We start from the raw sequence: 12,182 nt of genomic DNA, 5'->3' as shown, positions 1-12,182 counted from the left end.
CAGCACCTTGAATAAAACGTGTGATTCAGTATACATGAAATCAAATCACACAAAACACTTGATGTGTGATTCATTTGATTGTAATTTAAATCACACCTTATCCACAGATAAGGCACAGGCAGTACACAAAATAACGAAGCCCAGCAGTGCGCTAACACTAACCGGGCCTCTTACCACCAACGATAGATTGAGTATCGAGGTAGCTATGTTAAATCATACCCAAACTCGCCCTAAATTTCAGTATCTCTTTCTCGCCGTGTGCCGTTCTGACTTGAACGCTAAGCCACACCGTGAATCAGTCACTGCCCATTCTGAACAAGATGCCCGCCGCTTTCTGGCTGGTCAGTTCGTACTTTCCTTTGCTGGTCGTATTCCTGCACAGGGGGTATGCAATGCTTAAAAAATACCGTGTTGAATTTAGCGCATTAGACGCTGCTGGTGGTGCTCTCAAACTGTCATGGTGTGGTGAAGCTGAAAGCCTTGATAAAGCATCTGTCACTGTTCTCTTGGGGGCTACAGAGCGCCGGTTAAGCAACGTTCAGATCACCAGCATCATGCAGCTCCTTGATGAGGATGATATCTACCCACCTTCATACAAAGAAACTCAAGCCCTGATTGCTGAACTGATGGGCAGCCGTGGTAAGCCAATCCCTGATACCAGCGAGAATATATCTCGCACTCGGTTACTTCGCGTTAAAGAAGGTCTGCTTCATTTGTTGACGGTTGTTATTCCTCTGATTGAGAACGAGCAGCAACGATTGCAGGTGTATTGGTGGGCTGAGGCGGTACATAACATCGTACGGTTTGAAGAGCATGACGCGAAAAATGAGCAGGGGGTGTGCAATGTCTAAAAAAACTGAGTTGGCTCTGGTAGCGGCCAAAGATTTGCAGGTTATTGAGTATCGCCGTCAGCGTGTGGCAACTACTGAGCAGCTGGCGGCTGGGTATGGCACAACGGTGATCCGTATTCAGCAAAACCACCATGAAAATAAATCCCGCTTTGTTGAGGGTAAGCACTTCTTCAAAGTGGTTGGTACTGAACTCAACAATTTGCGACTAGTTTTAAGCGAACTGCAAATCTCGCCAAAAACTCGCTCACTTATGCTCTGGACTGAGCGCGGTGCGGCCAATCACGCGAAGATGTTAGAAACGGATCAGGCGTGGGACTACTTCAATGACCTCACTGAGTTTTACTTTTCCCGACGGGATGCATTGCCAGCACCTGCAACTATTCCCGACCTCAGTCGCTTGGAAATCCTTCAACTGGCTATCGACTCCGAGCAAGGCCGCTTAGCTGAAAAGCAGCGTGCTGATAAAGCTATTCGTACCAAAGGTCAGATTAGCCGTAAACGTGAAGCCAGCGCCCTCGGCAAACTAAGTGCAGCTACTCGCAAATGTCGTGTACTGGAAGAACGGTTGGGGGAAAGTACAAAGCATGCCACGGTGAAAGCTGTAGAAAATGTGACTCATCAGAAGTTTGCGTGGCATCCGTTGCGGAAATGGTGTCTTGAGAATGACTTTAAACCTGAGATTGTGCCGGATCCACAGTATGGCTCTGTAAAATCATGGCCTCGCGAAGCATGGCTGGCAGTACATAGCATCAATCTGTCCGATGTTATGGGGGTGACTCATGGATAAATTAGCGCCCTGCGAAGTTTCCGATCTTCTCAGTCAAATTGCTTCAATTTTAAAAGTCAGTTCAATGCTGATTGCTAGTGAGGATGGTAACGACACGGGTTACGAACTTCTTTGGATTGCTATGGATCGCGCTGAAAAAGCGGCGAAAAATATCGAGGGGGTGAATTATGCGCGAACCGCTGCCAAATGATCGTTACAAAGACAGTCATGGCTCATTGGTCACTGTCGATAATGTTGCCTTTAATCGCGTTACTTTTAGCCGTGACGGATATTCATCGCCCTGCATTATGCCACTGGCACGGTTCGTCGCTGAATTTACCTTTATCGGGAGAGCATAACCATGAAAGCCAATGAATCAGTACCTCTGGATATTGCCACGCATAAGGCTGGTCAATTAAATGCTCTCTTGCTGTTGATGTTTGAATCCAATGTTGAATTAGATACTACTGACGAAAAGGAATTACTAGGTCTAGCACTGGATCTCGCCGGGCCAGTTGCGGTTCATTTGCTTGAGCGGGAGGCTGGACAAAATGGAGCGCCTTGATAAAGCCAATAGCTAAATGCTCTGTATTTAATTAGTTAGCATTCCAACATCTCAAAAATAACAGCCATCAGGCTGGGGACTCGCTCGGCCTGATGAAAGGAAAGGATATATTTATGACGAACCTGAATCATTCAATCGAATTAAATCGTAAACATATTGCAGTGGCATTTATCGCTTATTGTCAGAAACGAAATAGAGGCGAATCCATTGCCAATGTCATTATTAATTCTAGAAAGGTTGTTGTTCTGGAAAATTTAACTGAGGCAGCAATTTGTAATTGCCTTATTCATTCTTTGGAAGTGCTTTGTTTTCAGGAATTCGGGCGTGATGACGGCTCGCGGATCCTTGTGGAAACCTACACTCAGATGCTGAGTAAGGATAACAGTAAATTGACACCGCACGGCGTCGAGACAATGACGGAAGTCATGAAGGCTACAGTCGTAGAGACTTTGGCTAATCCTCACGATAACCGGCATGGGCTGGTATTCAGTCAGGACGGTGCAGCATGAAGCCATCCATCGACATGATCCGTGAAGTTACGGCTCAGGCTACCAACCGTTGGCGCGATATTCTTGGTTACCTCGGTATTGATGTACCGGAACGACCTCGCGACCATTCTGCTTGTCCGGCATGTGGTGGCAAAGACAGATTCCGATTTGATGATCAGGATGGACGTGGGACCCATTTCTGTAATCAGTGTGGTGCCGGTGATGGGCTTGAGCTGGTACAGAAAGTTAAGCAATGCACCTCCACTGAGGCGGCGGTCATGGTAGCAGATGCACTGGGAATGGATCCCGACTCGCGAGTGTCTGCGACGGTACCTGCTAAATCTGTAAAACAGCCGGTACAACCCAGTATCCCGATAGCGGATAAGGTTGCGGAGCTGGTGGCGAAAACGGTACCTGGCGAATCTCAGTACCTACTTAATAAGGGGCTTCCAAGCCCCCCTCAAGCCTTATTGAGTGACGGTTCTTTGCTGCTGGTACTGCAAACAATGGAGGGCGTAGTAAAGGGTGCGCAGGTGATTAAGCCTGATGGCACCAAACGACTGATATCCGGCACCATCAAGAAAGGTTCATTCATTCCAGTGAGACTTCCAACTGCACTGAATGATGAGCTGGTTGTAACGGTGTTAATTGCGGAGGGTAACGCAACCGGCGTTACAGTTTCGTTACTGAGTGATGGGGTTGTGCTGGCCGCTATTGATGAAGGGAACCTGATCCATATAGCGAAAGCCAGCCGGGAACGTTGGCCTGATGCGAAAATTATCATTGCTGCTGATAACGATCTTAAACCCGGTGAAAAGAATGTCGGGAAAGAATCTGCTGAGAAAGCGGCTACCGCGGTGAATGGCTGGGTTGCCTTACCACCGACAGACCATAAAGCCGACTGGGATGATTATCGTCAGCAGTATGGACTGGATGCGAGTATTACCGCGTTTGCTGATTCTCTATATCAACCACATATTTTGGCAGAAGAGGAGCCTCCGGTAGCGGAGCCTCAGGATGTCAGGCGTCCATATGTTGATGAGCGTAAAGGGGGCATGTATTGGGTTGAACCCAAACTGGATAAAAGTAACGGCAATATTACGGAAAGAGAAAGCTGGCTGAGTGACCCGATATCAGTTGCGGGGATAGGTGAAGACGATAACGAGCGGTATCTGATCCTCTCCTGGACGCCGGAGGGTAACAATACCAAACGTTCAGAAGCTTTACCTATGCGTGACATTGGCGAACGGGAAGGTTGGTCGCGGCTGCGGGCTGGTGGTTTATCTATCACAGCCAAAAGTGGATTACGGGCAATACTGGCTGACTACCTGCAACGCAGTGGAGAGCGGCAGCTTTGGACAGTTGCCAATGCTACTGGCTGGCAGTGTGGGGCATACATCATGCCGGATGGTTCGGTGATTGGCGCACCTGCAACCCCGGTACTCTTTAATGGTCGCTCATCGGCGGCAAAAGGCTACACCACCAAGGGGACTCCAGAAAGCTGGCGCAACAATGTGGCCAAACTTGCTCGAGGTAATCCCTCCATGATGTTGGGTATTGCCTGCGCCTTTGCTGCTCCGCTGATTGGTCTGGCTGGTGCAGATGGTTTTGGTGTTCATTTATTCGGTGGCTCCTCCGCGGGTAAAACCACGACGGGTAATGCAGCTACCACTGTTTATGGCGAACCCGAAGCGCTGAAGCTGACGTGGTACTCAACAGCGTTGGGATTGGTAAATGAAGCTGCGGCGCACAATGACGGTTTTATGCCACTGGATGAGATAGGGCAAGGCAGCAATAAACGCGCAGTTGCTGATGCTGCTTATGCTTTGTTTAACGGCGTCGGCAAAATTCAGGGGGCCAAGGAGGGCGGTAATCGGGATGTGAAACGCTGGCGCGCAATGGCATTCAGTACCGGTGAGATCGATCTCGAAAGTTATATCAGAGCTGATGGTGGCAAAGTAAACGCTGGCCAACTGGTGCGGTTATTAAATGTCCCTATTACCAAAGCAACTGAATACCATGGCTATAAGGACGGTAAAGCGCATGCAGATGCTATGCGAGATGCCTGTAAAGACCACTACGGTGCGGTAGGGCGGGCATGGATAAAATGTCTAGCCAGTCAGAAAGAGGCGGCAGCGCAAGCTGTCAGGGATGCGGAACGTCGGTGGATAGCATTATTACCCGATGAAGCCAGTGAGCAGGTACGCCGTGTTGCATCGAGGTTCGCCATACTGGAAGCCGCTTTGCTACTTTCCAAACACCTTACCAGTTGGAATGAACAAGAGTGTCGTGATGCTTTACAGCATGGCTTTAATGCATGGGTTAATGATTTTGGTATGGGGAACCGAGAGTCAAAAGCATGGGCGGAACAGGCTGAGTCTTTCTTGCAACGCTTCGGTTATAGCCGTTATTTACCACACCCTGAAACGGATCCACGAGATTTACCAATAAAGGATTTAGCGGGGTATCGGGAGAAAAAGCAGGGACTCGACACATTGGTATTCCATACCTTCCCGTCGGTGTTTCGCGACGAGATAGCCGTAGGTGCTAATGCAGTGGCTTTTGCTCAGGTTCTGGCAGATGCCGGTATGTTGGATAAACCGAGCAAGGGGATCACCAAGAAAACGCTCAGAATTGACGGTAAGCAACCCCGTTTTGTGGTGCTCATGATGCCTGATGATTTGGAGGAATAAGCGGATCGCCTCCATTTGAACTGACCTGAATCGGATAAATCATTCTCTCTGGTGGGGTATTACACCAATGCCCTGACAGAGAGTAAAAGAATACAGGGTATGCATATCATGAGAATGACAAAAGAATTACGTGCTGAGGTATTTCGGCTTAAACAATCAGGCATCGGTTATAAACGGATAGCCGATATGACTAATTTGAATTTGAGCACGGTCAAAAGCGCCTGTAAGCGGTCGGGGTTATTTGCTGATAATCCCGAGCATACAGCGATGTTTGAGATACCAGAGAAGCAATACAGCACTGCACTTATAGTGCCAAAGCCGTTACCCGTACAGCGGCGTATTACGGGAGATAAGCAGACCGACGCCTATTTGTGGGTGTTGGAAGTTATCAATACCGGCGAACCGGGACATATTGCAGCGGCTGAGGAAGCCTTGCACAAGCTGACTATATCCCCTAAAGATGCTCGAGATAATTACACTCGTTATTTAGAAGCGAATGGCGCTGGGTGGACTGCTGGCTTTTCCACACTAATGATGGGCGACCCACAGCATTATATAGACCGAGCTAGAACACAATATTCCCGCGCAGCAGAGGTCAGGGGAACATTTGGCAGCTATGAGGCAGCACTGGAGCCTACTAGAGCCGAACAACTCATGGAGATGGTCTGTGGTGATATTTATGATAATGATTTTGGCTGGACACCTGAGGAAAAAAAGAAGGGATGTATTGAGGGTAAGCGAGTTACTGATGTATGGGACCTGCGAGCGCAAGCGTCAAAGGGTTTCGCTGGGGTTTTACCAGAGCCTCATACACTGTCTGATGTTGTAAGAGAATTTCAGTATTGGCAATGGTTATATACGGTGCGTAATGCTGCTTGCAAAGAAATGGACCCTGGTGGATATGGTTATGATTGTGAAGGGCCTATATCTGATCGTGAAACCTACCTTGATAAGAAGCTTGAAATCATCCGCCCTCGCCATCAACGAGAGGCACTGGATGTATTGAAATGGTATTTGCAAAGTGAGCGACATCAGAGTTTTTCAGGATCAGATAATGATGCGGTATATCTGAATTTGATAGGCGTGCATGAGTGCGTATAGGGGATGCAAAAGCAGAAGCATTGGAATAGACGGGGATCTGGTGATGAATGCACCGCTAAGAATTAACTTTGTTAAATAATTCAATTAACGTCGCCTAACGTGCTGCCATCATGGAAGATATTACCGTTATTTACTCATTTATCGTTACGATTTATGGTAATATGTCTACATAGCTAATCAATATAAATAGTGAGTCGTATATTAAATACGGCTCGCTTTTTTATTGGGTAACGTCCAGGGATTCAGAGGGGTATCCATAATATGCGTGATATTCAATTGGTATTAGAACGCTGGGGCGGTTGGGCAGCAAATGAAGATAGTGGCGTAGGTTACTCCCCCATTGCAGCAGGATTTAAAGGTCTGTTACCCAGTACCACAAAATCACGGTTGTCGTGCTGTGATAATGATGGGTTGTTAGTCGATGCTGCTATAGGCAGGCTAAAAAAGGCAGGACGCAGCGAAGAGTATAATCTGATAGAGCAGCATTATAAAAAGGGTATATCAAAGTCAGCGATTGCCAGGAAGCATAAATGCTCAGAGGGTAAGATTCGGTTAAAACTCATGCTGGCTGAAACTTTTGTAGATGCCTGTTTGATTATGGCAGGGGCTAAGTTAGAAATGGATGAGTGGACGCATAAATCTGATAGTACAAAACTGTATCAGACCTGTTCTGACAATGCTCTGTAGCAAGGATTGGATAAATATTAGCGTCGGTTAAGGGCGAGAAGTAGACGCTAACTGAGCTATTCATTGGGAAGCAGATCAACTTAGCGTCGTCCTAGTCAAATAAAATCCCCCTTTACTTGGAGTTGATCTGCTCCCGCTTGATTAACACAATTAACTGTTTGTAACGTCTTCTTTCTAGCACGAAACTGCCCACTTCAGCACCAAAGGTACCGCTATGAACGAAATGCAGACTTTATGTCAGCAAACTATCATTCAACAACTCCATTTCTTATCAAGCGATATGAACAGATGGATGATGGTCTGGAAAATGCGGGATATTACGGCTTAACCAATGAACGAATAAGCGCGCAAATGTCCCGCATTAGATTCCGTGCTGTCGGGCTTATCCCCCCAAGCTGAAAGAAACCGTGAATGACGCCGAAATAGCGTTGTGCTGTGCAATTTACCCCTTGCTGAGTAAGGCGAACAAATAGCGCTTCACCTTCATCGCGCAACGGGTCGTATTCCGCTGTAACGATATGCACTGGTGGCAACGCAGATAAATCACCATGCAGTAACGGGCTGACTTCAGGATGAGTAAATTCAGTATGAGGAAAATAGGCTTCGAAACCGCTAAGTAGCGTGTCGCTTGTTAGCACATAATCGTTACCATTTAGCTTGTGGCTTTCAAATGATGCAGTTGCATCCAGCATGGGGTAAATAAGTACCAACTGCTGGGGCAGCCATTGTTTGGTGTTTCTCAATCGAAGTGCTGTTATCAGGGCAAGATGGCCTCCCGCGCTATCCCCCATTAATGTTATATGGTTTCGATCAATGCCCAACGCTTGTGCGTGTTGCCAAACAATGTTCGCAGCATGTTCCGCATCATCATGTGCAGCTGGATAAGTATGTTCTGGAGCTAAACGATATTGTACCGCAACGACTCTACAACCACTCAGGAAGGCAAGTTGTCGCAGCTGATTATCATGTGTTAAAAAACCGCCACTCACAAAACAACCACCATGATAATAGACAATCGCAGGCAAAACCCCCCCCCCTCATTTAAGGGCGATACGATACGCAACGAAATCCCTTGAATAACCATATCTTCAACATTTACGCGCTGCTCAATATCACCGGACAGAGCTGTGCTTGCAACATACGTGGCACGACGTTCTTCAAATGTCTGATTACGAGATGACGGGCGACCTGCTGCGATAAAGTCGTCAACAAGCCTAGCGATTGCCGGCTCCAGAGTCATGAGGTTGTCTCCCAGATTGAGAATATTTTGAAAAGCTAATTCAGGAGTGTAATTTGCCAGGAAGAATATGAAAAGTCAGGAAACCAATATTCATAATACCAAATATTAAATCAGTGCTACTTCCTGTAGTTAATCACACGATTTATCTGGGGCGTTATCTTCTGACAAGTAAGTGTTGCCTCGCTGTATTAGTATGTTTTAGTGCGTTGAATGTCCGGTATTGGCACCGAGCTGGCTGTCAGATCTGATTGGCCCAGAGTTCAATGGGTGTAACAGTAAGTATGAACTAATAAAAAAACGTATAAAAAACTATTCGTTACGAATTTTACCTATTACTCTGCTAAGAGTGGTTACTTTGTCACGTAGCTTACACAATCAAAAACACTAGTTTTAACATTATGTATCAGATCGAAAAAACGGTATTAAATCCTGAGGTTGGCAAGTTTATACTGGTAGGTTGGTTAAAGTCTTAGATTAGACGTCCACTGTTTATATCATTTACTTGACCCTAATCATTAGGTTCACTTAATGAAGTGTTATGCTGTCTACCGAAGCTGCTTTATGCCTTCATTCAAGTACATACCTTCTTTCGGAGATTGATTATGTTTGCTATAAACCCTACTACTTTTGACTATTTTTTGCGCCACCTATCGCAAGTTGCACAAGATAAAAGAGTCGTTCCATACCATGAGTTGGAAAATGCTTTTGGACTAAGCCATAACATGGTCGGAGAATATGCAGGAGCTGTTGGGAAGTTCTGTATAGACAATAATTATCCCCTCCTTAATGCCCTAATAATAAATATTACAGATTGCGCCCCTTCTGAGGGTTTCCATGCATGGTACTTGGAGTCCGATGTTGGCGATTCGCACTATCCTTATACAGGTTTATCGTGGGGAGAAATGATCTCTGCGTGTTGGCGTTTTTTTCATGTTACGTCTTCAAGAGCCAAGCAGGTTCAAAATTTTTCAGGTATGACCCCAGTACATAGATCTTGGGCAGAAAAATATGTTAATTAATAAATAAGCCCACATTCTTTTCGCATTATAAGCCTCGCATATCGCGGGGCTTTTTTACATGCGGGATTATCCCCTATGTAGAATTAGCAAGTCAGTAATACTGCTGCACTAAATTTTAAGCCTCGGTTAATCGCCGGGGCTTTTTGCTTTCTACATTCGCATGGGTACTGGATTGGTTAATCCAATCGTTGTGAAACAGTATCCAGCCGAATGTGGTGAAAGCAGGCACCGATGTGTGGGGATACAAGTGGAACACCAGTGAAACGACGTCGGCGAATTCCCCACCACCACAGAAGTACACTGAAAGGTATGCGGTCAGCACATTGGTAGATGTTGACGCCGGAACCGTAACCGGCTTCAAAAAATAAAAGCCCCGACATCTGTCAGGGCATAATTATTTGTGGAATGTGCCCACACTTAGCTGATTCCAAGCTTTTTAGCTATTTCTTCGAAAAGAAAATTGTGTCTATCACTAACTACAGAAATAGCCGCACCACACGACGCACACTGAATAAAATGAATGTTGTGCCTGCAACCGTCAACTTTAGTACCACTGTTTAACTCAAATGAAGTGGATTCGCATTTAGGGCATTTCGTCTGTTTTACCATGATTCTCAATCCCTTAGGTTTACTATGGAATAGTCAATTTATCAGCTTCCCTTGACTGTGGAAAGCAAAGGGATAATGCCAGATTCTCTCTGGTGCCCATTCAGGGCTCATCTCGGTAGGCCTTTTTTCTAATACTTAAATTGTTTTTACCAGCCGCCATTACCACCAAACCGAGGGCCTGACCCAGCAATGCGAAGTGGCTTTGCTGGAGGTAGCTTATTCATTTTAAATTCACTCTTGCATGTAGGGCAATAATGAACAAAAAAGCCGCCTTTTACACCGGTAGTTATGCCAGGTTGAAGTATAGATATTTTATGATGATGAAAGCACTGTGGGCATACATTCACTATCAACTCTTCACCGTTCATCGCTTGCTTCTTGGAGTACATCAACGTTCCCGACTCCGCTTTGTTAAGAACGTAACCTTCAGACTCCTTTGTGAAATTTTCAGCCTCTGCCAGTTTTGCTTTGACATGGGACAGCTCTTCATCACGAGAGCGGATCAGATCTCCAAGTGTGAAGCTCTCATGCTGGAGCATTAATAATCGCGACTGTAGTTCTGAAATTGCCTTCTTAATTTCAGCGTCTGTTTTTGCATCATTTATTACTTTAGCTAGATTTGCCGTTTCACGGATTGCTGTCATTACAGCCGTCAATTCTGCGATCACAATAAATACTCTTCATATTGTTGGGGGTATTCAGATTAACCGAATCCATGTTGTTGGGGAATGACAGGATGCACCTCGCCTGACGTGGTTAAAAGCAGGCAACTATTAGACAGTGTTAATTCGTGGCCTTTTTCAGTTTTAGCCCATCAGTCACCCAATCAACTCCACACACACTATTAACAGATGAGTGGCTGCACTGGTGGGCTAAAGTCCTTAACTACACGCCCAGCCCGTATGGGAGGGGGAGATATGAAAATGCATAACAACCCTGACCTTATGGACATCATTACCCGATGGATAGCCGCACATCGTCCCGAGTTGGGCTATGGCGGGATCGCTGGGATTATCGCCTGGTTACGTGGCCGGTATAACGAGAAGCCATGGCGTAGATGTTTTTTGGATGCACTGATGTGTGCTGCGATAGCTTTTGCGGTGCGTGACCTACTTAATTTCTTCGGGTTATCGACCGACCTCGCATACCTCTCTAGTGTAATTATTGGTTATCTCGGCACGGATTATTTATCCAGCTTGTTCAAGTGGAAGGTAACGGGCAGGCCAATGGAAGAAGGAAAAGAGAATGACAAGTAATTTCAGATTCAGCCAGCGGAGTGATAATAACCTCAAAGGTGTTAACCCTGTATTGGTGAAAGTAGTCCGCCGCGCCCTTGAGCTATCAATCGTAGATTTTGGCGTGATCGAAGGTGTCCGCACGGTAGAACGGCAAAAAGAGCTGGTGGCCACTGGCAAGAGTCAAACAATGAACAGCCGTCATATCTCTGGGAATGCGGTTGATCTGTTCCCCGTTGGCGGTGACTGGAATAACTATAAGTGCTGGCTGCCGGTATTGGATGCCATGCACCGTGCGGGTAAAGAGCTGGGCATTAAGCTGCGTTTTGGTATCAGTTGGACTGATAACCCAAATGACAAGCCCGCTAAGTTCTTAGATGCGCCTCACATTGAGATACCCGCATGAAAGAAACCCTATTGAGATTGATAGCCGTCGCACTGACGATTTCAGTTTTAGTCGGCGGCGGGTACTGGTGGGGTAGCGATAGTAAAAACTCGGAATGGTCTCTCAAGTGGACTAAGCGCGATAAATCAGACCTAACGGCAGAAATAGCCGCCAAAAAAAGTGCTACCGAAAAAGAGGCTCAACTTCAGGCTGCCCAGTCAGCCGGATTAAAGGCATATCAACAAGGGGTAGTAGATGCTGAGAACAAAGCAAAAGGCACTATTGCTGCTTACCGTGCTGGCAATATCAAGCTGCAAAAGCGTTTCGAGTGTCTCGCCGCTTCAGTTGGGGATATGCCCGTTACTCCCGCCAGTGGACAGCTCACTGATGCAGCCAGAGACTGCGGATTTTCAGACGCAGATGTCGGGTTTCTTATTTCAATCGCTGAACGAGCCGACAAGTTAGTCGAGAAGGTCACCGCGCTACAAAAGGTTGTCGCTGACGGCCGGTTAATAATTAACAGCACCACACATCAATAGCATG

General features: G+C 46.4%; 15 protein-coding genes and 1 pseudogene. 14 read left to right on the top strand and 2 right to left on the bottom strand.

All coding sequences use genetic code 11. From position 1 onward, the window contains the following. The first annotated feature begins 205 nt into the window (after positions 1-205). The 10 genes from A6J67_RS23560 (at position 206) to A6J67_RS19895 (ending at position 7,151) form a co-directional block, all read left to right on the top strand. Positions 206-400: a host cell division inhibitor Icd-like protein gene (locus A6J67_RS23560; protein ID WP_192945340.1), complete on the top strand. Its 195-nt coding sequence runs from the start codon at positions 206-208 to the stop codon at positions 398-400. Then, the gene (locus tag A6J67_RS23735) at positions 393-851 is read left to right on the top strand and encodes a hypothetical protein (protein WP_226967862.1); all 459 of its coding nucleotides are present in this window, start codon (positions 393-395) and stop codon (positions 849-851) included. The genes A6J67_RS23560 and A6J67_RS23735 overlap by 8 nt, the downstream gene beginning before the upstream one ends. Continuing rightward, entirely contained in the window at positions 844-1,638 is a 795-nt protein-coding gene (locus A6J67_RS19930) for an ORF6N domain-containing protein (protein ID WP_080608356.1), read from the top strand. The genes A6J67_RS23735 and A6J67_RS19930 overlap by 8 nt, the downstream gene beginning before the upstream one ends. Next, positions 1,631-1,828, top strand: a complete 198-nt coding sequence (locus A6J67_RS19925) for a hypothetical protein (protein ID WP_049602771.1) — start codon at positions 1,631-1,633, stop codon at positions 1,826-1,828. The genes A6J67_RS19930 and A6J67_RS19925 overlap by 8 nt, the downstream gene beginning before the upstream one ends. Beyond that, a complete protein-coding gene (locus tag A6J67_RS19920) occupies positions 1,806-1,976 on the top strand; it encodes a DUF4222 domain-containing protein (RefSeq protein ID WP_049602772.1) in 171 nt (56 codons plus the stop codon). Before A6J67_RS19925 ends, A6J67_RS19920 begins: the two co-directional genes overlap by 23 nt. A gap of 2 nt (positions 1,977-1,978) precedes the next feature. Further along, positions 1,979-2,182 (top strand): hypothetical protein, encoded by a 204-nt coding sequence (locus A6J67_RS19915; protein ID WP_032905637.1) that lies wholly within the window; start codon positions 1,979-1,981, stop codon positions 2,180-2,182. Between the two features lie 113 nt (positions 2,183-2,295). Beyond that, positions 2,296-2,691, top strand: coding sequence for a hypothetical protein (locus tag A6J67_RS19910; RefSeq protein WP_032898470.1), 396 nt, complete (start codon positions 2,296-2,298; stop codon positions 2,689-2,691). After that, on the top strand, positions 2,688-5,363 hold the full coding sequence (locus A6J67_RS19905; RefSeq protein ID WP_080608355.1) for a TOPRIM and DUF927 domain-containing protein: 2,676 nt from the start codon (positions 2,688-2,690) through the stop codon (positions 5,361-5,363). Before A6J67_RS19910 ends, A6J67_RS19905 begins: the two co-directional genes overlap by 4 nt. 99 nt (positions 5,364-5,462) lie before the next feature. Beyond that, entirely contained in the window at positions 5,463-6,464 is a 1,002-nt protein-coding gene (locus A6J67_RS19900) for a hypothetical protein (protein WP_404810544.1), read from the top strand. A gap of 261 nt (positions 6,465-6,725) precedes the next feature. Continuing rightward, positions 6,726-7,151, top strand: a complete 426-nt coding sequence (locus tag A6J67_RS19895; protein WP_050133492.1) for an antiterminator Q family protein — start codon at positions 6,726-6,728, stop codon at positions 7,149-7,151. A gap of 317 nt (positions 7,152-7,468) precedes the next feature. On the opposite strand, the pseudogene A6J67_RS19890 reads toward A6J67_RS19895, so the two are convergent. Continuing rightward, a pseudogene (locus A6J67_RS19890) lies at positions 7,469-8,391 on the bottom strand (alpha/beta hydrolase). 602 nt (positions 8,392-8,993) lie between these two features. On the opposite strand from A6J67_RS19890, the gene A6J67_RS19885 reads away from it, so the two are divergent. Continuing rightward, the gene (locus A6J67_RS19885) at positions 8,994-9,410 is read left to right on the top strand and encodes a hypothetical protein (RefSeq protein ID WP_080608354.1); all 417 of its coding nucleotides are present in this window, start codon (positions 8,994-8,996) and stop codon (positions 9,408-9,410) included. A gap of 755 nt (positions 9,411-10,165) precedes the next feature. Here the strand turns inward: A6J67_RS19885 and A6J67_RS19875 are convergent. Further along, the gene (locus tag A6J67_RS19875) at positions 10,166-10,687 is read right to left on the bottom strand and encodes a hypothetical protein (RefSeq protein WP_125461930.1); all 522 of its coding nucleotides are present in this window, start codon (positions 10,685-10,687) and stop codon (positions 10,166-10,168) included. A 249-nt stretch (positions 10,688-10,936) separates the two neighbouring features. On the opposite strand from A6J67_RS19875, the gene A6J67_RS19870 reads away from it, so the two are divergent. The 3 genes from A6J67_RS19870 to A6J67_RS19860 are packed head-to-tail and all read left to right on the top strand — an operon-like array spanning position 10,937 to position 12,178. Beyond that, complete coding sequence (locus A6J67_RS19870; protein WP_050143246.1) at positions 10,937-11,275, top strand: phage holin, lambda family; 339 nt, start codon at positions 10,937-10,939, stop codon at positions 11,273-11,275. Then, entirely contained in the window at positions 11,265-11,660 is a 396-nt protein-coding gene (locus tag A6J67_RS19865) for a M15 family metallopeptidase (protein ID WP_080608353.1), read from the top strand. The genes A6J67_RS19870 and A6J67_RS19865 overlap by 11 nt, the downstream gene beginning before the upstream one ends. Next, a complete protein-coding gene (locus tag A6J67_RS19860) occupies positions 11,657-12,178 on the top strand; it encodes a DUF2514 family protein (RefSeq protein WP_226967860.1) in 522 nt (173 codons plus the stop codon). The genes A6J67_RS19865 and A6J67_RS19860 overlap by 4 nt, the downstream gene beginning before the upstream one ends. Positions 12,179-12,182: the final 4 nt, after the last annotated feature.

It is taken from the genome of Yersinia sp. FDAARGOS_228 (genome assembly GCF_002073315.2).
Taxonomy (GTDB): domain Bacteria; phylum Pseudomonadota; class Gammaproteobacteria; order Enterobacterales; family Enterobacteriaceae; genus Yersinia; species Yersinia intermedia.
The sequence above is the reverse complement of the archived record's forward strand: the minus strand, read 5'-3'. Positions and strand labels throughout refer to the sequence as shown.